15 protein-coding genes are annotated in these 20,254 nt (G+C 73.2%); 7 read left to right on the top strand and 8 right to left on the bottom strand.

Features of this window, described 5'->3' with window-relative positions:
• Positions 1–2: 2 nt before the first annotated feature.
• Both ACFRU2_RS32275 and ACFRU2_RS32280 read right to left on the bottom strand, forming a co-directional pair.
• Positions 3–1,268 carry a GAF domain-containing protein gene (locus tag ACFRU2_RS32275; RefSeq protein WP_382979185.1) on the bottom strand — a complete coding sequence of 422 codons (1,266 nt, stop codon included), beginning with the start codon at positions 1,266–1,268 and terminating at the stop codon, positions 3–5.
• Positions 1,269–1,665: 397 nt separating this feature from the next.
• Positions 1,666–3,321, bottom strand: coding sequence for an acyl-CoA dehydrogenase family protein (locus ACFRU2_RS32280; RefSeq protein ID WP_382978916.1), 1,656 nt, complete (start codon positions 3,319–3,321; stop codon positions 1,666–1,668).
• Positions 3,322–3,338: 17 nt separating this feature from the next.
• Here ACFRU2_RS32280 and ACFRU2_RS32285 point away from each other — a divergent pair, with 17 nt between their 5' ends.
• Together ACFRU2_RS32285 and ACFRU2_RS32290 are read left to right on the top strand one after the other, a co-directional pair.
• Entirely contained in the window at positions 3,339–4,463 is a 1,125-nt protein-coding gene (locus tag ACFRU2_RS32285; protein ID WP_274550109.1) for a YihY/virulence factor BrkB family protein, read from the top strand.
• 22 nt (positions 4,464–4,485) lie between these two features.
• Entirely contained in the window at positions 4,486–5,265 is a 780-nt protein-coding gene (locus ACFRU2_RS32290; protein WP_382978919.1) for a helix-turn-helix domain-containing protein, read from the top strand.
• On the opposite strand, the gene ACFRU2_RS32295 is transcribed toward ACFRU2_RS32290, so the two are convergent.
• Together ACFRU2_RS32295 and ACFRU2_RS32300 are read right to left on the bottom strand one after the other, a co-directional pair.
• Positions 5,196–5,597 carry a VOC family protein gene (locus tag ACFRU2_RS32295; RefSeq protein WP_382978922.1) on the bottom strand — a complete coding sequence of 134 codons (402 nt, stop codon included), beginning with the start codon at positions 5,595–5,597 and terminating at the stop codon, positions 5,196–5,198. The genes ACFRU2_RS32290 and ACFRU2_RS32295 overlap by 70 nt on opposite strands.
• Positions 5,598–5,694: 97 nt before the next feature.
• Positions 5,695–6,486, bottom strand: a complete 792-nt coding sequence (locus ACFRU2_RS32300) for a TetR family transcriptional regulator (protein WP_382978925.1) — start codon at positions 6,484–6,486, stop codon at positions 5,695–5,697.
• A gap of 348 nt (positions 6,487–6,834) precedes the next feature.
• Between ACFRU2_RS32300 and rsgA the strand changes: the two genes are divergently transcribed.
• On the top strand, positions 6,835–7,980 hold the full coding sequence (gene rsgA, locus ACFRU2_RS32305; protein WP_382978928.1) for a ribosome small subunit-dependent GTPase A: 1,146 nt from the start codon (positions 6,835–6,837) through the stop codon (positions 7,978–7,980).
• Positions 7,981–8,165: 185 nt separating this feature from the next.
• Here the strand turns inward: rsgA and ACFRU2_RS32310 are convergent, their stop codons facing one another.
• The 4 genes from ACFRU2_RS32310 to ACFRU2_RS32325 all read right to left on the bottom strand — a co-directional run bounded on the left by ACFRU2_RS32310 (position 8,166) and on the right by ACFRU2_RS32325 (position 11,231).
• Positions 8,166–9,119 carry a phosphotransferase family protein gene (locus ACFRU2_RS32310; RefSeq protein ID WP_382978931.1) on the bottom strand — a complete coding sequence of 318 codons (954 nt, stop codon included), beginning with the start codon at positions 9,117–9,119 and terminating at the stop codon, positions 8,166–8,168.
• Positions 9,120–9,202: 83 nt separating this feature from the next.
• Entirely contained in the window at positions 9,203–9,595 is a 393-nt protein-coding gene (locus ACFRU2_RS32315; protein ID WP_382978933.1) for a PPOX class F420-dependent oxidoreductase, read from the bottom strand.
• A 142-nt stretch (positions 9,596–9,737) separates the two neighbouring features.
• Complete coding sequence (locus ACFRU2_RS32320; RefSeq protein WP_382978936.1) at positions 9,738–10,229, bottom strand: DUF456 domain-containing protein; 492 nt, start codon at positions 10,227–10,229, stop codon at positions 9,738–9,740.
• 24 nt (positions 10,230–10,253) lie between these two features.
• Complete coding sequence (locus ACFRU2_RS32325) at positions 10,254–11,231, bottom strand: helix-turn-helix domain-containing protein (protein WP_250744238.1); 978 nt, start codon at positions 11,229–11,231, stop codon at positions 10,254–10,256.
• Positions 11,232–11,431: 200 nt separating this feature from the next.
• Here ACFRU2_RS32325 and ACFRU2_RS32330 point away from each other — a divergent pair, with 200 nt between their 5' ends.
• The 4 genes from ACFRU2_RS32330 to ACFRU2_RS32345 all read left to right on the top strand — a co-directional run bounded on the left by ACFRU2_RS32330 (position 11,432) and on the right by ACFRU2_RS32345 (position 20,230).
• On the top strand, positions 11,432–15,229 hold the full coding sequence (locus tag ACFRU2_RS32330) for a S8 family serine peptidase (RefSeq protein WP_382978938.1): 3,798 nt from the start codon (positions 11,432–11,434) through the stop codon (positions 15,227–15,229).
• Between the two features lie 1,706 nt (positions 15,230–16,935).
• Positions 16,936–17,820, top strand: coding sequence for a protein phosphatase 2C domain-containing protein (locus tag ACFRU2_RS32335; RefSeq protein WP_382978941.1), 885 nt, complete (start codon positions 16,936–16,938; stop codon positions 17,818–17,820).
• Between the two features lie 72 nt (positions 17,821–17,892).
• Positions 17,893–19,635 (top strand): pyruvate dehydrogenase, encoded by a 1,743-nt coding sequence (locus ACFRU2_RS32340; protein ID WP_382978944.1) that lies wholly within the window; start codon positions 17,893–17,895, stop codon positions 19,633–19,635.
• Positions 19,636–19,843: 208 nt separating this feature from the next.
• Positions 19,844–20,230 carry an ATP-binding protein gene (locus ACFRU2_RS32345; protein ID WP_338056949.1) on the top strand — a complete coding sequence of 129 codons (387 nt, stop codon included), beginning with the start codon at positions 19,844–19,846 and terminating at the stop codon, positions 20,228–20,230.
• Positions 20,231–20,254: the final 24 nt, after the last annotated feature.

Here is a 20,254-nt window from a genome sequence, read left to right on the forward strand (position 1 = left end):
CGTCAGGGAATCACGTCGGTCCCCGTACGGCCCAGCCGGGCGCCGATCACCGCCGGCGCCGTGGAGTGCGGCAGCAGGGCGGCCGGGTTCTCCGGGCGGATCAGCTCCACCTCCACGTCGTGCGCGAAGCGGTACGGGCGGTGGGCCAGCACGCCGCCGAGGTTGCGGCGGATCCGGGAGATCTCCGCGCGGACCGTCACCGTGCGGGTCGGATCCCCGAACAGCTCCTGCGCGAGCTCCGCCGCCGACCGCCCCCGGGGGGACTCCGCCAGCAGGAACAGCAGCTCCGCGTGGCGCGGGCTCAGCTCCTGCGACCAGCTCCCCGCAGCCCCGTAGACGGTGGCCCGCCACGCCCCCGGCCGACTGAGGTCGAGGACGACGCGGGCCGCCGCCCCGGCGCCGGTACGGGCCTCCGTGACGGTCACCAGCCAGCCGCCCGGCAGCGGCTCCACCAGGCAGTCGCCGAGCTGCGGCACCCACACCCGGCCCGGTCCGAAGGTCTTGGGCAGCGGGATCCGCTCCGTCGGAGCGAGCCCCGTGACGGCCGCGGTCCACCCGTTGGCGTCCAGGGCCAGCGCCCGCCCCGGCATCCGGGCCAGCAGCGGGGCCGCCACCGCCCGCAGCCGTTCCAGCGACTCCAGGTGCCGCACCCGCAGCTCCCGCTCCGCGAGCCGGGCCACCGAGCTCACCCACGTCAGGGTCGCCGGGTGCATGGTGGCCAGCGGCCCGCTGACGTCGAGGACCCCCAGCAGCTGCCCGTCGCGGGGGTCCCGCACGGGGGCCCCGGCGCAGGTCCAGTCGTGGTGGCTGGAGACGAAGTGCTCCGCCGAGAACACCTGGACCGGTCTGCGGGCCACCAGGGCGGTGCCCACCCCGTTGGTGCCGACCACCGCCTCGTCCCAGTGGGCGCCCACGCCGAAGCCGAGCCGGTCCGCGTTGCGCAGGATCGAGGAGTGGCCTTCCCGCCACAGGAGCCGCCCGTCGGCGTCGGCGACGACCATGATGTGCAGGGCCTCGTCCAGCGCGGGCAGCAGCCCTTCGCGCAGGACGGGCAGCAGGTCCCGTAGCGGAGAGGTCTGGCGCCGCTCCTCGGTCTCGGCGGCCGACAGCATCCGCGAGCGGCTGTCGCGGTCCGGGTGGACCCCGCCCGCCATCATCCGGCGCCAGGACTCGGCGATCTCCGGGCGCGGCGCGGCCGGCGGCCGGTCCCCGGCGAGCGCGGCCGCCCGTACCCCCTTGAGCAGACGCGCGGCCTCGCGCGCGTCCATGGCCGAGATGCGTGCCGCATCGACCGCGCTGCCTGTGGTGTGGACCACCGGAACCTCCCCGTGCCGAACATGCGTACGACGGTTCCCGCCCGGCGGGGCCGTCCGGTGCTTGCCGCTTGCGGGCGCGGACCGGTACGCCCCCCAAAGGCGGTTCCAAGTCAAAGGTTGCAACGTCTTGCAACTCTCGCCAAGTCCCGGTCGCCCGATCGAAACTGTGCGCACGTCGCCGAGCGACGTAACAGCTCCTTCCTCGGGGCTTCTCGGATCAGGGGTGGTGCCGAGTCGGCGCGGCGCCATCCCTGTTCCTGGTCAACGGGCCCGGATCCCGCACCACAGTGCTTTTCGGAGGGTTGGGGCCCTCCGCATGAGCCTGCTTCCGGAGGGTTGGGGCCCTTCGTCAGCCCGCGATCCGGGCCCGTTCCACCACGGATCCCAGATCCAGACTGTGCGGCAGCGTGCCGAAGGCCGCGCCCCAGTCACCGCCCAGGCGCGAGGCGCAGAAGGCGTCGGCCACCTCCGGCGGGGCCCAGCGCACCAGCAGGGATCCCTGCAGCACCAAGGCCATCCGCTCCACGACCCGCCGGGCCCGTGCCTCGATGCCCTCCAGGTCCGCCAGCTCGGTCAGCAGGTTCTTGATGGCCGAATCCAACCGGTGATCGGCGCCCCGCGCCAGGCCGACCTCCTGGAGGAAGGCGTTCAACGCCTGCGGCTCGCGCTGGAGGGCGCGCAGCACGTCGAGGGCCTGGACGTTGCCCGATCCCTCCCAGATGGAGTTCAGCGGGGACTCGCGCAGCAGCCGGGGCATCCCGGACTCCTCGACGTAGCCGTTTCCGCCCAGGCATTCCAGGGCCTCCGCCACCATCGGCGTACAGCGCTTGGTCACCCAGTACTTCGCTGCGGGCACCGCGATGCGCAGGAAGGCCCGCTCCTGCTCGTTGCCCGAGCTCTGGACGGCGTCGTACGCGGCCGCGAGGCGGAGCGTCAGGGTGGTGGCGGCCTCCGACTCCAGGGCGAGATCGGCGAGCACGTTGCGCATCAGCGGCTGGTCGATGAGCGGTGCTCCGAAAGCAGAGCGGTGCTCCGTATGGTGAGCGGCCTGCGTCAGCGCCTGCCGCATCAGCGAGGCCGAACCGATCACGCAGTCCAGGCGGGTCGCCGCGACCATCTCGATGATGGTCCGCACCCCCCGGCCCTCCTCGCCCACCCGCCGCGCCCACGTCCCGTCGAACTCCACCTCGCTCGACGCGTTCGACCGGTTGCCCAGCTTGTCCTTCAGCCGCTGGATCGCGAAGACGTTCCGCGTCCCGTCCGGCAGCACCCGCGGCACCAGGAAGCAGGTCAACCCGCCCGGCGCCTGCGCCAGCACCAGGAACCCGTCGCACATCGGCGCCGAGCAGAACCACTTGTGCCCCGTCAGCAGGTACTCGCCCGAGGCGTCCAGCGGCACCGCCGCCGTCGTGTTCGCCCGGACGTCGCTGCCGCCCTGCTTCTCCGTCATGCCCATCCCGAAGAGCACCCCGGCCTTCTGCCCGGCCGGCCGCAGCCCTTCCTCGTACACGTGCGAGGTCAGCCGCGGCTCCCATTCGGCCGCCAGCTCCGGATCGGTCCGCAGCGCCGGTACCGCCGCGTGCGTCATCGAGACCGGGCACCCGTGCCCCGCCTCCGCCTGCGACCACACGAAGAACCCGGCCGCCCGCCGCAGATGACCCGCCGGCCGCCCCCACGCATCGGTGAGCCCGGCGCCCACGGCGTGCCCGAGCAGCCGGTGCCACGAGGGATGGAACTCCACCTCGTCGATCCGGTTTCCGTACCGGTCGTGCGTCCGCAGCTTCGGCGGGTTCTCGTTCGCCTGCGCCCCCCAGTCCTGCGCCTGCCGGGACCCGGCCGCACGCCCCAGATCCGTGAGCTCTTCCCTTACTTCCGCGGCGAGTTCGGGTGCGGCGTCCGCCAGGTGCCGCTCCACCCCCTCGCTCAGGACCCGGTCGCTGCCGTATACGTCGTGGCCCACGAGAGGCGGGGCCTGATTGCTGACTGTGTGGGTGGTGGCTGCCATGCCGATACCGTAAGGACGTGCAGCACGCGAAAGAAACACCCGAGCGGATTCCGGGACGCCTCCACCGGGCCCGCGCCCTCTACCGCAACGTCTCCAAGCGCAAGATGGCGTGGCTGCTGCTCAAAGACACCGTGAACTCGTGCATCGAGTACCGGATCCTCGGACTCGCCGCCGAAGCGGCCTTCTTCACCCTGCTCTCGCTGCCCCCGCTCTTCCTGGGCCTGCTGGGCCTCCTCGGGTACGTGGACGGCTGGTCGGGCGGTACGACCGTCGCCAGCATCGAGGAGAACATCCTGCGCGCGGTCGGCACGGTGCTCTCCGACCGGGGCGTCAACGACATCGCCAAACCGATGCTCGACGACGTCACCGGCCGGGGCCGCCCCGACCTCATCTCCCTCGGATTCGCCTTCGCCCTCTGGTCGGGCTCGCGCGCCGTGAACGTCTTCATCGACACCATCACCGTCATGTACGGCCTCGACGGCCAGCGCGGCATCGTCAAGACCCGGCTGCTCGCCTTCGTCCTCTACATCGCCGCCCTGCTGATCGGCGCCATCGTGCTGCCCCTCATGGTGGTCGGCCCGGACGCGGTGGTGCGGCTGGTGCCCTGGAGCACCGAGGTGATCGCGGTCCTGTACTGGCCCGTGGTCACGCTGCTCTCCATCGCCTTCCTGACCACGCTCTACCACGTCTCCGTCCCGGTCCGCTCGCCCTGGATCGAGGACGTGCCCGGCGCGCTGGTCGCCCTCGCCATGTGGGTGCTCGGCTCGTTCCTGCTGCGGATCTACCTCACCAACACGGTGGAGGGCCCGACCATCTACGGATCGCTGGCCGCCCCCGTGGCGATCCTGCTGTGGATCGGCATCTCGGCCTTCGCCGTCCTCGTCGGGGCCGCCGTCAACGCCGCGATCGACCGGGTCTGGCCCTCCGTGGCCACCGCGGCGGCGCGCGAGGCGAACGAGCGGGTCCGCGAGGCGGAGGCCGCCCAGCTCGTGGCCCGGGCGGCCGCCTGGCGGGCCCTGGCCGAGGGGGAGTCGGAGGACGACGAGGGCGACGAGGACGGGGGCATGCCCTCGGAGTTCCCGGAGCGCTGGTCGAAGTTCCTGCCGCCCGAGGACTACCACTCCCGCCTGCGCAAGCACTGACGGCCGCCGTAGCGTGGTGTCCGTGGTGGATCGCGCGGACCCGGTGCCCGGTCCGGGGTACGAGGAACGGCCGTCCCGGACGGTCGCCGGAGCGGTGCTCTGGCGGGCCGGCGGGGCCGCCGGGGCCGGCTCCGGCGTCGTGCTGCCCGACGGGTGCATGGACCTGCTCTGGGTGGACGGCCGGCTCCTGGTGGCCGGACCCGACACCACCCCGCACCCCGCCGGAGAAGTCCCCGGCTCAGGCTTCGCCGGGATCCGGCTGGCCCCCGGCACGGCGCCCGCGCTGCTCGGCGTACCGGCCCGCCTGCTGCGCGACCGGCGGGTCGAGCTGGCCGACCTGTGGCCCGGCGCCGAGGTACGGCGCCTCACCGAGCGCGTGGCCTCGTACGGGGATCCCCGCGCGGGACTGGAGGAGCTGGCCCGGCTCCGCACGGCCGACGGCGAGCCCCCGGACCCGCTCGTCCGGGAGGTCGCGGCCCGGCTGCGGGCCGGGCAGGGCGTGGCCGCCGTCGCGGGGGCGGTCGGCCTGGGGGAGCGGCAGCTGCACCGCCGCTCGCTCGACGCCTTCGGCTACGGGCCCCGGACCCTGGGCCGGATCCTGCGCCTCCAGCGGGCCCTCGCGCTGACCCGGCGCGGGCTGCCGCCGGCGGCGGTGGCGGCGGCCGCCGGATACGCCGACCAGGCCCACTACACCCGCGAGGTACGGGCCCTGGCCGGGACCACGCCGGGGGCCTACGCGGCCGGCTCGGCCGGCGCGAAGAGGGAGATCCCGGAGCCGTCCGGGTCCAGGACGACGGCGTAGCGCTGCCCCCAGAAGGCGTCCCAGGGCTTCAGGTGGCCCGTGTGCCCGGCCTCCGTGAGCTCCGCGTACAGCGAGTCCACCTCGGCGGGGGAGTCGCACAGGAACGCCAGCCCCACCCGGCCGTCGCTCGTGGGGCGGGTCCAGGACGGGTCGAAGGAGCGGATGACCTCCTCCGTGTCCCAGCCGATCCGCTGCCCGCCCGGCAGGACGGCTTCGACGTGCGGCTGGGAGTCGGCCCCGGCGGGCACGTCGATGCCGAGGCGGCGGTAGAAGGCGAGCGATGCGGCCATGTCGGAGACGATGATGCCGATCATGTCGAGTCGGGGAGTCATGAACTCACCCTAGGCACGCCCGGCCGGGCCGGTCTTGAACGAATCGGACACCGGCGGGGCGGGGCGGGGCGTGCGGCGCGCGGCCGCGTCCGGCCGGTCACTCGGTGTCCTCCTCCTGGGGGAGGTGCCGGTAGACCGTGGCCCGGGAGACGCCGAGGGCGGCGGCGATCGCGGTGGCCCCGCTGCCCGCCGCGTGCATCCGGCGGGCGGCTTCGATCATGGCCGGGCTCATGGCGGCGGGCCGCCCGCGCCGGCCCCCCGGCGCGGGCCGGGCCGGGCCGTCGGGCCCGGGCGGGCCGTCGAGCAGGCGGCGTACGCCCTCCAGGACGGCCTCGCGCAGGGCCGGGACGGGGGCGTCGGCGAAGAGCACCACCGGGTCGGAGAGCATGGCGACGGCCTGGGACGCCCGGACCCGTTCCGCGAACCCGGCATTCGGCCCCGCGACCAGGAAGTTGGCCCGGAGCATGGCGTCGCGCAGCTGGGCGAAGACCGGGCCGGTGGTGGCCAGGGCCATGTCCTGGAAGTTGAGGCGCAGCAGGTGCCGGTGTTCCAGCCAGACGTCGAGCACCCCCTCGATGGCGGCCCACCGTGCCCGGTCGGGCGTGCCGGATCCGTCGGGCGCGCCCGATGCCGCGGCGGCGCGTGCCAGGGCCTGCGCCAACTCGCGGAGCATCGGCTCCACGAGGGCGCCGAGGATGTCGGCCTTGCCGGGGAAGTGGTAGAGCACCGCCGGCTTGGAGACGCCCACCCGTTCGGCGATCTCCCGCAGCGAGGTCTCGTGGAAGCCGTGAACTCCGAACAGCTCCGTGGAGACCCGCAGGATCCGCCTCCGGGTATCGGAGGCCGTCTCGTAAATCGTCTCAGAATCTGCGGTTCCGCTGCTCTCCATGACGAACACCTTAGTGTCGGTAGCCGACTTGGCCGCTGATTTCCTCGGCCCGTCCTGACCGGCGGTCAGTTCGAGACCCGGTGTGCGGCAGCCCGTAAAAGAAGTGGCGCGGGCCCGAGGGTGCTTGTTACGGTGGGGACGTTCCCGCCGATCACCGGTCGCCGAGGAACGCCGTCAGTACGTATGCAGACCCGGAGGTGAGTTCATTGATGACTGTCATGGCGCAGGGCGTTGCCCGCACTCAGAAGATCATCGATGTCACTTCTGTGGTCTCCGGCTGACCTCACACCTCTCTTTCGCGCCCGGTAGCGGCGCGCACCGCCGGGGCCACCCTGTGAAGGGTTTCCCTTGTCTCTCTCCGCTTTCTCCGCTTCTCCTTCTTCTTCCTCCGCTTCCTCCGCTTCCTCCGCTTCCTCGGCTTCCTCCGCCCTGGCCCCCTTCGGCTGGGACGAAGCATGGGCGGCCGAGTTCGCCCCGTACGCGGACCAGGGCCTCCTGCCCGGCCGGGTCGTACGGGTCGACCGCGGGCAGTGCGATGTCATGACGGCGGACGGCATCGTCCGCGCCGACACCGCCTTCGTCACCCCGCACGACCCGCTCCGCGTCATCTGCACCGGCGACTGGGCGGTGCTGGAGGCGCACGGCAAGCCGCGCTACGTGAAGACGTACCTGCCGCGCCGGACCGCCTTCGTACGGTCCACCTCCTCCCAGCGGTCCGAGGGCCAGATCCTCGCCGCGAACGTCGACCACGCGATCATCGCGGTGTCACTGGCGGTCGAACTGGACCTCGGCCGCATCGAGCGGTTCCTCGCGCTCGCCTGGGAATCGGGGGCTCAGCCGCTCGTGGTCCTGACCAAGGCGGACCTCGTCCCCGACCCGGTCACCCTCGGCCACCTCGTCGAGGACGTGGAGACCACGGCCCCCGGCGTCCAGGTCCTCACCGTGTCCTCGATGACCGGGGAGGGCACGGACGTGCTCGCCGCGGTGGTCGGGGGCGGTACGAGCGTGCTCCTCGGGATCTCCGGCGCGGGCAAGTCCACGCTGGCCAACGCGCTGTTGGGGGAGGACGTGATGGAGGTCCAGTCGACGCGTGACGTCGACGGCAAGGGCCGCCACACCACCACGACGCGGAACCTGCTCGCGCTGCCGGGCGGCGGCGTGCTGATCGACACCCCCGGGCTGCGGGGCGTCGGGCTCTTCGACGCGGAGGCGGGCGTCGGGCAGGTCTTCTCGGAGATCGAGGAGTACGCCGAGCGGTGCCGTTTCCACGACTGCGCGCACGAGGCGGAGCCGGGGTGCGGGGTGCGGGCCGCGGTGGACTCCGGGGAGCTGGCCGAGCGGCGGCTGGAGAGCTACCGCAAGCTGCTGCGGGAGAACCAGCGGATCGTCGCGAAGACCGATGCGCGGCTCCGGGCGGAGATCCGGCGCGACTGGAGGCTCCGCTCCGCGGAGGGCCGCGCGAACTATTCCGCGAAGCGGACTGGCCGAGCCTGACGGGTCCCGCCCCGGGCGCTGCCCGGACCCGCCCTGGGGCTCCGCCCCAGACCCCGGTCCTCAAACGCCGGACGGCTGAAATTGCCCTGCGGGCAATCCAGCCTCGCCGGCGTTTGAGGCGCGGGGGTCCGGGGCGGAGCCCCGGGGAACGGGCGAAGGGTGGGTAGGGGACTTCGCCCGTGGCTTCAGGCGGTGAACACCGCGTTGCTGCGGAGCTGTTGCGCGCACCAGCGGAAGTGGCCGTCCTGCTCGTCCAGGCCGAAGAGGTCGTAGGTCGTGAGGGCGTACGCGGCCTGGTAGGTGGTGAGGGTCGCCGGCGGGTAGCCGAGTTCTCGGGCGAAGAGCCCGGTGAGTTCCGCGGCGTGCTCCTCGGCGTGCGGTCCGTACATGTCCCAGACGGCAGCGGTCACGGCGGCCTCGAAGGCCGGGTCTCCCGCGGTCGTGTAGAAGCCGAAGTCGAGCACCGCGACGGGCCGGCCGGCCTCGTCCACGTGGATGTTGGGCGGTACGAGGTCACCGTGGATCGCCGTCACCGGGGCGTCGGGGAGCGCGCGCAGGGCCTTTCGCGTGCGTTCCACTCCCGCCTCGAACTCCGGGACGTGAGCCGCGAGGGCGGCGCCGTGCCGCGCCGCGGCCCGGTCGACCAGGGCCGCGAGGGCGTCGCGGAAGCAGTCGTGATCCCGCCACAGCGGACGGTCGTCCCCCTGGACGGTCAACCCGAGCATGGCATCGGTGCCGGGAACGGAGGCCAGGCCGCGCAGAACGGAGAGCAGCGTGTCGGTGTGCCGGGCGGACAGCTCGCGCTCGTACGCCGCGTGCGCGGAGTCGACCCGCATCGGGCCGCCGGGCAGCTCGCGCTCGTACGTCACCAGGACGCCCTCGTGGTCCTCGACCTCGAAGATCTCCGGGGTGGAGAACGGCAGGCGGTGCCGCGCCATGTCCGCGTACACCCGGCGGGTGAGCGCGAGACCGGCCGGCGGCCGGCCGTTCCACACCTTCGCGACCCGGCCCCCGCCGAGTCCGTAGACGACTCCCTCGACACCGGCGCCGATCCGGCGGGCACCCGGGTGGCCGCGGTCGGCGAAGTGGGCGGGCCACGGGTCGGAGGGTGCGGCTTCCGTGATCGGTCGGTTCTCCATGCGGGCATGAGACCAGCAGTCGCACCGGATGCGCTCGGCATTTTCGTGCGGCGTGCGGTGCCTCGTCGCCCCGGGGGCGCGCCTCAGTCGGTCAGGCCCCACGTCAGGACGCGGTCCGGGTGGATGCGGATGACCTCCGGGCTGAAATGGGGGCCCAGGGAGTGCGGGCCCACCTCCAGCGTGGCGTGGCCGCGGATCTCGATGCCGCGCACCTTCCACGGGCGGGTGCTGACCAGGTCGTCCACGACCAGGGACAGCCGGGGGTTCTTGGTGAGGTTGCGCCACTTCTTCGTCGTGCCCATCGCCAGCCCGCCCACCAGGATCGTGCCGTCGTCCTGCGGGAAGAACCCCACCGGGTTCGCCTGGGGCTGCCCGGCCGCGTCCACCGTCGCGAGCCGGCCCAGGTGCTGCGTACGCAGGTAGGTCAGTTCGGCCTCGCTGAACCCCTTGAAACCCTTGAAACTCGACTCCGTCATGGGACAGACGATCCCAGCCGGGCCCGCGCGGCGCATCGGGCCGAGGGCCTAGTCGGGCCTACGCCGTAAGCCCCGGTCGGTGGACTAGGGCCAGGGCCAGGACCAGGGCCAGTGCCAAGGGCCAAGCCCAGAGCCGCCGTGGCTACGCCCACAGCACCATGCCCACCCAGGCCCCCACCACCAGCAGGCACGCGAACAGCTCCACCAGCACGCTGGTCCCCACCGCCCGCATCACCGCCCGTACCGACGCCCACGCCTCCCCGTGGGTGCCCAGGCGGCGCCGCTCGCAGAGGTAGATGCCGCCCACGAAGCCGGGGACCGTGCCGACGACCGGGAGCAGCACGAAGCCCAGTACCGCCCCCGCACCCGCGTACACGACCATCCGGCGGGTGACGCCGACCCCCCGGAGCCGTCGCGGGGGCAGCTGCCACTTCACCACCTGGACGACCAGCAGCAGTGCCGTCGCGCCCGCCAGCAGGCCCCAAGCCGCCGACGTCCGTTCGTGCAGCGCCCACCACAGGAGTCCGGCCCAGACGAGGAGGGTGCCGGGGGCGCCGGGGACCAGTACCGCGAGCAAGCCGAGCACCAGCACCAGCCCCACCAGCAGCAACTGGGGCAGCTGAGGCAGATCCATCTGCTCAGCCTGCCTGACCTGGGGCTACCGGGCCACCCAGCCCCGTTCGTACGCGTGCCAGCCGAGCTGGAGCCGGGTCGTGACCCCCGACAGCTCCATCAGGCCCTTGACCCGTCGCTGCACGGTCCGCAGCCCCAGCTCCAGGTGCTTCGCCACGCTCGCGTCCGTCATCCCCGCCAGCAGGAGGGTGAGGATCTCCAGGTCCGTGGCGTCGGGTCCGCCGTCGGATTCCTCCGGCGCCCCGGTGGAGCCCAGCCGCAGCGGGAGCGACTCCCGCCAGACCGCCTCGAAGAGGCCCATCAGGGACTCCAGCAGCCCCGACGCGTGCACGACCAGCGCCGCCGGCTCCGCGCCGCGGGCCGTCAGCGGGACCATCGCGAGCGACCGGTCCGCGATGACGAGTTTGGTCGGCACCGCGGCCGACACCCGGATGTGCTCGCCGCGGGCCAACGCGGTGGACGCCTCGCGGATCCCGCTCGGCAGGGTCAGCACCTCCCGTTCGATGACCACGCGGTACGCGACGCCCCGTACGGCCGCCCGGTCCTCCGCGTCGTTGTCCGTCCCCGTCACCACCTGCGGCCGGCCGCTGACCAGCGCGCACACCTCCTCCACCGCGCCGAGCTGGAGCTGGTGGAAGCGGTGGGCCACCGCGCTGGCGCCCGTCACCACCTCCACCAGGTCGTGCACGGCCGGCTCGGCGGCCTCCGCCCGGTACTCCTCCGCCAGCAGGGCCGCCGCCAGCTCGGCCTGCTCCAGTTCGTGCCGCTGCTGGGTGAGCAGGGCCCCCAGGGCGACCCCGGGCGGGGCCGCCACCCACCGGCCGGGGCGGGCGGAGGACTGGGCGGCCAGACCGTGCCGCTCCAGGTGGCGCAGGGTCCGTTCGGTCTGCTGCACCGGCAGCGTCAGCCGGTGCGCGAGGTCCGGTATCTCCGCCGCCCCCAGCGCGACCAGCGCGCGGTAAGCGGACTCCTGTCCTTCGTCGAGGCCTATCGCACCCAGCAACTCGTCCACCCAACCTCTCGGAGCCGTTCCTGGCGGGAAGCGGCCACGGCGCAAACCCGCCGCGGACATCATCGCCGCACCCGGCGCCCCTCTGCCAAGGTGGCGCCACCGCAGCACCAACATCCGCTGGCCAGAAGCCATTTACGCGGCCTTTTCGCCGTGCAATGCAGTAGTTGGCCGGAATTCATCTGGGGAGAGCGATGCGCCCGATATCGCGTACGGCACTGGGAGCGGCCATCGCGGCCGTCCTGGCCGTCACGGCCGTGGGCCCGTCCACGGCGCAGCCGAGCGATGGAGCCTCCGGAGCAGGATCCGGAACGGCAAAGAAGGCCCTCACCGGGAGCCAGGAGGCCGCGAAGCAGCCCACCGGTCCCGTGACGGTGACCCTGGTCACCGGTGACCGGATCCTGGTGTCCACCGACGCGCAGGGCCGTACGGCCGCCACCGCGATGCCCCGCGCGGACGGCTCGCAGCCGATCGTGCAGACCCGCCAGGCGGGCAAGGACCTCTACGTCTACCCCGAGAGCGCGATCAAGGCCCTCGCCGCGGGCAAGGCCGACGAGGAACTCTTCAACGTCACCGGCCTGATCCGGCAGGGCTACGACGACGCGCACGCCAAGAAGCTCCCGCTGATCGCCGTGTACGAGCGCTCCGCGAGCCTCGCCCGCAGCGCCCCGCCCGCCCCGCGCGGCGCCGAGCAGTCGCTGGTCCTCGGCTCCATCGGCGGTGTCGCGCTGGCCGCCGACAAGGAGAAGGCCGCCGACTTCTGGGCCGACGTCACCGGCGCGAACGTCAACCCGCACGCCCGGTCGGCCGCCTCCGCCCCGCTGAAGAAGCTGTGGCTGGACGGCAAGGTCCAGGCGAACCTGGAGCGTTCCACCAAGCAGGTGGGCGCCACCGCCGCGTGGGCCGCCGGATTCGACGGCACGGGCACCAAGGTCGCCGTCCTCGACACCGGCACCGACCTCGAACACCCCGACCTCAAGGGCCGGGTCGCCGAGGCCAAGAACTTCACCGACTCGGACACCGCCGAGGACCGTCAGGGCCACGGCACCCACACCATCTCCACCGTGGGCGGCTCCGGCGCGGCGAGCGCCGGCGCGAAGAAGGGCGTCGCCCCCGGCGCCCGGCTGCTCAGCGGCAAGGTCCTCAACGACTCCGGCTACGGCCTGGACTCCTGGATCATCGCGGGCATGCAGTGGGCCGTGGACAGCAAGGCCGACGTGGTCTCCATGAGCCTGGGCGACCCCTCCCAGCTCTCCTGTGACGACCCGATGGCCGCGGCCACCGAGGCGCTGGCGCAGAGCAGCAACACCCTCTTCGTCATCGCCGCCGGCAACTCCGGGCCCGGCAACAACACCGTCTCCTCGCCCGGTTGCGCGCCCAGCGTGCTGACCGTCGGCGCCGTCGACCGCGACGACAAGACGGCTTCCTTCTCCAGCCGCGGCCCGGCCGGTCTGAACCACACCCTCAAGCCCGAGATCGCCGCCCCCGGCGTCCAGATCTCCGCCGCCAACATGGGCGGCCGCGGGGTGTACGCGTACCAGTCCATGTCCGGCACCTCGATGGCCACCCCGCACGTCGCGGGCGCCGCCGCCATCGTCAAGCAGCGCCACCCCGACTGGACCCCGCAGCAGATCAAGGCCGCGCTCGTCGGCTCCGCGAACACCGCGGTCCCGGGCGACGTACGGGAGACCGGCGGTGGCCGGCTCGACGTCAAGGCCGCCATCGACACCACCGTCACCAGCGCCCCCGCGCTCCAGGGCGGCACCTTCAACTGGCCGCAGGACCGCAGCGACCGCACCGGCGTCGAGGTCCCGTACACCAACACGGGCAAGAAGCCCGTCACGCTGAACCTCTCCGTGGAGAAGGTCACCGGCAACGACGGCTCCGCCGTCCGCAGCCGGATCGCCCGGCTGGACCAGCGCACCGTGACCGTCCCGGCCGGCGCCACCGTCAAGGTGCCGCTCGCCCTGGACCCCGCCGCGAAGCTGGAGCGCTCCCAGTACGGGGACGTCACCGGCCGCGTCGTCGGCACGGCGAACGGCGTGCACGTCTCCACCCCCTTCTCCCTCTACGTGGAGCCGGAGACGGTGACGGTGCGCGTCAAGCTCCTCGACCGCGCGGGCAAGCCGGCCGCGGGCCCGTCCTCCCTGGACCTGATCGGCACCGACGACGCCACCGGCGAACGCCGCTTCAACGAGGGCGCCGCCGACCAGGTGTACCGGGTCCGCCCGGGCTCGTACTTCCTCTCCGCCTTCGTCGGCACCCCCGACGCCGGGGAGGGCGAGCGGATGTACGACTCGCTCACCTACCTCGGCCGTCCGCAGACGGAGATCAAGAAGGACACGGTGATCGTGCTGGACGCCCGCAAGGCGGCCAAGCTGAACATCGCCACCGACAAGCCCGCCGAGGGGCGCGCCACCACCCTCGCCTTCTCCCGCTCCTGGGGCGACGCCTGGCAGCACGCGGGCACCGCGGCGGGCGGCCGCACCATCCGCGGCTACTACGCCTCGGTCGACGGAAGGGCCGAGGAGGGCGACTTCGAGTTCGGCAGCTACTGGCGCGCGGCCGCACCGCTGCTCTCCGAGCTGAAGGCCTCCGGCGGCCCGGTGCTGCACCCGCTCACCGCCTCCACCGGCAGCGACAACCTCGACGGCACGGGCAGCGCCCCGCTCGTCAACGCGGGCTCGGGCACCCCGGAGGAGCTCGCCGCCGTCGCCGCCAAGGGTGCGATCGTCCTGGTCAAGGTGGCCGACGGCGCGCTGCACGGGATCGCCAACGACGCGAAGGCGGCCGGCGCCAAGGCCGTCCTCGCCTACCGCGACGCTCCCGGCCGCTGGCAGGGCTTCACCGGCTACGCGGGCGGCTCGCTCCCGGCCCTGTCCATCGAGGCGGGCGAGGGCCAGGCCCTGCTGGCCAAGCTCGGCAAGGGCCCGGTCACGCTGAGCTGGAAGGGCAGCGCGAAGAGCCCGTACGTCTACAACCTCGCCCAGATCGAGAAGGGCCGGGTCCAAGGGGACCGCACCTACCGGGTGCGCGACCGCGAGCTGGGCACCGTCGAATCGGCCTACCAGTCGATGGGCGTCGCCGCCGACTTCGTCGACGTGACCGGGGCCTACCGCCCGCTCGGCAACGCCGTGTACTTCGGCTCCATCGACACCGTCGCGGTACCGGGCAAGCGCACCGAGTACTACTCCACCGGGGACACCGCCTGGGACCACATGGTCTCCAGCAGCTTCCCCTGGGGCGAGTTCATGACCGACCAGCACCGTACGTACAAGGCGGGCTCCCGGCGCACGGAGAACTGGTACGACGGGGTCATCGGCCCGGTCGCGCCGCGCGACACCGCGGGCAAGGAGCAGCTCGCCGCCGAGCGGCAGGGCAACCTGATCGGCTTCGCCTCCGCCATGTGGGGCGACACCGGGCACTACGCGCAGCAGGGCGGCTTCGGCGACCTCGGCAACGTCTCGCTCAAGGTGAACGGCGAGTCGCTGGGCGACACCGGCTACCCCTTCGGGGCCTTCGAGGTCCCGGCCGAGGAGTCCACGTACGAACTGACCCAGCAGCTGGAGAAGTTCGGCCAGCCGGCCCGCACCTGGCAGCGCTCCTCCGGGATCCAGACCACCTGGACCTTCCGCTCGAAGCTGGACGAGACGCAGTACTCGCAGGCGCTGCCGGTCATCTTCCCGCGGATTTCGGCCCCGCTGGACGGCATGAAGACCCTGGCCGCGGCCAACGGCCAGAAGATCGGCCTCTCGGTCAGCGGGCACGCGGGTTACGCGCCCGGCGCGCTCGCCTCGGCCAAGCTGTCGTACTCGTACGACGAGGGCGGCACCTGGAGCGAGGCGAAGGTCGGCGAGCGCGGCGGGCAGTGGACCGCGACCGTGGACCACGCCGGAGCCGCGGGCAAGCAGGTCATGCTCAAGGTCGAGCTGACCGACAAGAACGGCGCCACCGTCACCCAGATGGTCGCGCGGGCGTACGACATTCGCTAAGTCGTACGACATAGAGCAGGGGGGTCCATCGGACGGCGGTCCGATGGGCCCCCCTTTTTCCCGCGTTCGCCGGATTTCGGCTGCGGCGGAGCCCGACAATGAGGGCCATGAGTCAGCGGGACGCGGGCGCGGATGACTGGTGGCAGAAGCTCTACGAGGACCCCGACGGGGGGCCGGAACCCGATCCCCGGGACACCCTGGAACACCGCTTCCGCTCGGCGGCGGTCCTGGTGGCCCCGACGCCGTCCGCGGTACCCGGGCCCCGGAGGGAGCCGGTTCCCCTGACGGGGGAGGAGGCGCTGGATCCGGAGCCGGGCGTGGGTGTTTCCGGGCCGGTGGCGGAGGCGGTGTCGGTGCCCGTCGCGGATGCGGAGCCGCCGGTGGCCGTTGGCGGGCCGAGGCCTGAGGTCGGGCCGACGCCTGAGGTGGGGGCAGAGCCGCCCGTGGTTGCTTCCGGGCCGGTGGCGGAGGCGGTGGCCGAGCCGCCCGTGGTTGTTCCCGGGCTGGTGGCGGAGGCGGTGGCCGAGCCGCCCGTGGTTGTTCCCGGGCCGGTACCGGCGCCCCGCACGGAAGCGGAGCCGCCCGTGGCTGTTGGTGGGCCGAGGCCTGAGGTGGGGGCGGAGCCGCCCGTGCCCGGCACCCGGCCGGAGGCCCCGGCGGAAGACGCGTACGGCGGCTCGGTGCTGCCGCCGCCGCGGGATCCCCGGGAGGGCGGCCAGACCTGGTACGCGCTCGGGAGCGTCGCCGTCCCGCCCGCGCTGCCCGCCGAGGACCCGGAGGAACCGACCGACTGGAGCTGGGGCCCGCGGGACGAGGCGTCGCCGGCGGCTGCGCCCCCGGGGCCGGACCCGTCAGGGGCCGGGAGCGGCCCGGACGGCACGTACGGCGGGGCCGGGCACCCGGCCCCGGCCGGCCCGGCGGGATCCGTCCCAGCACCCGGTGCGGGCGCCGACGGCGATCCGTGGACGGGCCCGGGCACCGGCTCGCCGCCGGGTGCCGTTTCCGGGGCAGGCTTGGGCCTCGGTCCCGCGCCAGGGTCCGGCGTCGTTCCTGTTCCGGCTCCAGGGGCCGGGGCCGCTTCCGGCCCCGCCTCAGATCCCAGGTCCGGCCCTGCAGCCGTGTCAGGGCCCGGCCTAGGCCCCGGGTCGGGTGCCATCCCTGGCCCCGGGTTCGGTCCCGGCCCTGGCACCGGGTCGGGTGCGTTGCCTAGCCCCGGGTCGGGTGCGATCCCCGGCGCCGGGTCCGGTCCCGGCCCTGACATCGGGTCGGGTGCGTTCCCTGGCCCCGGGTCGGGTGCAGTCCCCGGGCCCGGTCCCGGCCCCGACACCGAGCTTGTTCCTGGTCTCGCTTCCGGGTTCGGGCCCGGCCCTGACGCCGGTCTGGCTCCCGGTTCCGCTTCCGGGATCCAACCCGCCTCTGGCTCCGATCCGGCCTCCGGTCCCGGTTCCATGGACGTTCCGGCTTCCGCCTCTGGGGCTGGTCCGGGCTCCGGGTTCGGTCCCGGGCCTGGGCCCGGGCTTGGGGCGGATTCTGGTCCCGTTCCAGTGTCCGGCGCCGGTGTCGGCCCTGGCCTTGATTCAGATCCCGGACGCGGCAGCGCCACCGCCACCGGCTTCGCCCTGGGAGCGCATCCCGGTTCCGGGTCGGGCTGGGGTGCCGCTCCCGTCTCCGGGGGCGGTGCAGACGTCGGTCTCAACGTTTCGGGGGTGCCGCGGCCCGTGGTGGCGCACTTGGGTGACCGGCCGCCCACCTACGCCGCGGAGCCCATCGCGCTGCCCGCCGCCGACCCGGCCGGGCTCGCCGCGCTGACCCCCGACACCGTGCTCGAGGGGGCCCAGTACGGCGGCTACACGCTGCGCGCGGCCTCCGTGCGCGGGGACTCCGCACGGTTCCGGGGCGAGGCCCGGCGGGACTTCCTGCTCACCGCCCGCTTCGGCACCGGCCCCGACGCGCTGGTCCTGATCGTGCTCGCCGGAGGCGACCGCGCCGCGCCCGGGGCCGCCGAAGCCGCCGCCGAGGTATGCCGCTCCGTCGCCGCAGCCGTCGGGCGGAGCCAGGAGCGGCTGTCGCAGGACATCCGGGACGGCCGCCGCGAGGCCCTGCGCTCCGGGCTCCAGCGGCTCACCGACCGCGGTTACGGGCAGCTGCGCGCCCGCGCCGCCGAGCTCGGGCTCCCGGAGGACGGCTACACGGCCGGGCTGCGCGGCGTACTGCTTCCGGTCGACCCCGGCTGCCGGACCCGGGTCTGCTTCGGCGCGGGCGCGGGCGGGCTGTTCCGGCTCCGGGACGGACAGTGGCGGGACCTGGACGAGCCCACCCCCACCCCCGCCCCGGCGGCCCCGCCCGCCCCGCCCCCCGCCGGATTCCGCTTCCGCTTCCGGGCCTCCGTGGCCCGCCCCGGCGACACCCTGCTCCTGTGCTCCGGCGGCCTCGCCGACCCGATGCGGGAGGAGGAGCCGCTGTCCGCCGAGCTCGCCGCCCGCTGGGCCGACGCACCCCCGCCGGGCCTCGCCGCCTTCCTCGCGGACACCCAGCTGCGCCTCAAGGGGTACGCCGACGACCGGACGGCCGCCGCGGTCTGGGAGGCGTAACCCGGCGGATCATGCGTGGATGGGAGGCGCACCCGGCAGAGCCGGACCGGAAAAGGGAAGGGCGCCCCCTCCATGGCCAAGCAGAACGTGGCGGAGCAGTTCATCGACATCCTCGTGCGCGCCGGCGTGCGCCGGATGTACGGAGTCGTCGGGGACAGCCTCAACCCCGTCGTCGACGCCATCCGCCGCACCGGCGGCATCGAGTGGATCCAGGTGCGCCACGAGGAGACCGCCGCCTTCGCGGCGGGCGCCGAGGCCCAGATCACCGGCTCCCTCGCCGCCTGCGCCGGCTCCTGCGGCCCCGGCAACCTCCACCTGATCAACGGGCTCTACGACGCCCACCGCTCCATGGCCCCGGTCCTCGCGCTGGCCTCCCACATCCCCTCCTCCGAGATCGGCCTCGGCTACTTCCAGGAGACCCACCCCGACCGGCTGTTCACCGAGTGCAGCCACTACAGCGAGTTGATCTCCAACCCCCGGCAGATGCCCCGTGTGCTGCAGAGCGCCATCCAGCACGCCATCGGCCGCGGCGGCGTCGGCGTGGTGTCGCTGCCCGGGGACATCGCCTCCCTGCCCGCCCCGGAGCAGAGCATCGAGCAGGCCCTCGTGACCGCGCGGCCGACCGTACGGCCCGGCGACGGCGAGATCGACAAGCTGGTCCGGCTCGTCGACGAGGCCGACCGGGTCACCCTGTTCTGCGGCAGCGGCACCGCCGGCGCACACGCGGAGGTCATGGAGTTCGCCGGCCGGGTCAAGGCCCCCGTCGGGCACGCCCTGCGCGGCAAGGAATGGATCCAGTACGACAATCCGTACGACGTCGGCATGAGCGGGCTGCTCGGCTACGGCGCGGCCTACGAGGCCACCCACGAGTGCGATCTGCTGATCCTGCTCGGCACGGACTTCCCGTACAGCGCCTTCCTCCCCGACGACGTCAAGATCGTCCAGGTGGACATCCGGCCCGAACACCTCGGCCGCCGCTCCAAGCTGGACCTCGCGGTCTGGGGTGACGTACGGGAGACCCTGCGCGCGCTGAACACCCGGGTGAAGGCCAAGACGGACCGCCGGTTCCTCGACCGGATGCTGAAGAAGCACGCGGACGCCCTGGAGGGAGTGGTGAAGGCGTACACGCGCAAGGTCGAGAAGCGCACCCCCATCCACCCCGAGTACGTGGCCGCGGTGCTCGACGAACTCGCCGACGAAGACGCCGTGTTCACCGTGGATACAGGCATGTGCAACGTATGGGCCGCGCGCTATCTTTCCCCGAACGGAAAGCGCCGCATCATCGGCTCCTTCAGCCACGGCTCCATGGCCAACGCCCTTCCGCAGGCCATCGGCGCACAGTTCACCGATCGCGGACGTCAAGTGGTGTCGATGTCGGGCGACGGCGGTTTCTCCATGCTGATGGGAGATTTCCTCACCCTGGTGCAGTACGACCTCCCCGTCAAAGTGGTCCTCTTCAACAACTCATCCCTCGGTATGGTCGAGTTGGAGATGCTGGTTTCCGGCCTTCCTTCGTACGGAACGACGAACAAGAACCCCGACTTCGCGGCGATCGCCCGCGCGGCGGGCGCGTACGGGGTCAGGGTGGAGAAGCCCAAGCAGCTCACAGCCGCTTTGAGGGACGCTTTCAAGCACAAGGGACCTGCTCTGGTGGATGTGGTCACGGACCCCAACGCGCTGTCCATTCCGCCGAAGATCAGCGCCGAAATGGTGACCGGATTCGCACTTTCGGCCAGCAAGATCGTGCTGGACGGCGGGGTGGGCCGGATGATCCAGATGGCGCGATCCAACCTCCGTAACGTGCCGCGCCCTTGAGTCCGAATGCGTGCGGATTCCCCCGGGGGGCATGCATCCCGTAGGCCTGTTCGACAGGCGGGCCGTCGGGCAGCGGGCATACGGGAGGTACATCGCCGTGCGGGTGGGGGCGAAGACGGGGAAGCTGTGGCGGAGAGGGCGGCCGGTTCCGCGCGAACCGTCGGCCGAGGAGGGGACGGGCGTGCACGCGTCGGGGATCACCCGGAGCGTGCGGCGGGCCGACCTGAAAGCGGTGGGAGAAGTCCGCAGGGATTTACGGGAGTTGATGCGCCATCGGTGCAAGGCGGAGGCCGCCGAGGTGGCCGAGCTGTTGATCACCGAGCTCGTGACCAACGCCCTCGTCCACACCGATCAGGGCGCCGAGGTCTCCGCGACGCTCGCCGCCGACCGGCTGCGGGTGGAGGTCCGCGACTACGCCGCCCGCCGGCCCCGGCCGCACGTACCGTCCGCCGACGACGGTACGCACGGCAGGGGGCTGGTGCTGGTGCAGTCGCTCGCCGACGCCTGGGGCGTGGACGCGCTAGGGCTCGCGCTGGGCGGCGGCAAGGTGGTGTGGTTCGAGCTCGACGGAGCGAAGGAGGCGGGGCCCGCCTGAGTGACCGGGCGGACCCCGCTACGC

The sequence above is a fragment of the Streptomyces sp. NPDC056883 genome, assembly GCF_042788835.1.
Classification (GTDB): domain Bacteria; phylum Actinomycetota; class Actinomycetes; order Streptomycetales; family Streptomycetaceae; genus Streptomyces; species Streptomyces stoeckheimensis.

Bases quoted from the DNA above. Each gene is read 5' to 3' on its own strand.
- ACFRU2_RS32320 (WP_382978936.1), bottom strand. From the start codon at position 10,229: ATGGATCTGCCTCAGCTGCCCCAGTTGCTGCTGGTGGGGCTGGTGCTG.
- ACFRU2_RS32315 (WP_382978933.1), bottom strand. From the start codon at position 9,595: ATGACGGAGTCGAGTTTCAAGGGTTTCAAGGGGTTCAGCGAGGCCGAA.
- ACFRU2_RS32330 (WP_382978938.1), top strand. From the start codon at position 11,432: ATGCGCCCGATATCGCGTACGGCACTGGGAGCGGCCATCGCGGCCGTC.
- ACFRU2_RS32310 (WP_382978931.1), bottom strand. From the start codon at position 9,119: ATGGAGAACCGACCGATCACGGAAGCCGCACCCTCCGACCCGTGGCCC.
- ACFRU2_RS32275 (WP_382979185.1), bottom strand. From the start codon at position 1,268: ATGGACGCGCGCGAGGCCGCGCGTCTGCTCAAGGGGGTACGGGCGGCC.
- ACFRU2_RS32295 (WP_382978922.1), bottom strand. From the start codon at position 5,597: ATGACTCCCCGACTCGACATGATCGGCATCATCGTCTCCGACATGGCC.
- ACFRU2_RS32300 (WP_382978925.1), bottom strand. From the start codon at position 6,486: ATGGAGAGCAGCGGAACCGCAGATTCTGAGACGATTTACGAGACGGCC.
- ACFRU2_RS32340 (WP_382978944.1), top strand. From the start codon at position 17,893: ATGGCCAAGCAGAACGTGGCGGAGCAGTTCATCGACATCCTCGTGCGC.
- ACFRU2_RS32280 (WP_382978916.1), bottom strand. From the start codon at position 3,321: ATGGCAGCCACCACCCACACAGTCAGCAATCAGGCCCCGCCTCTCGTG.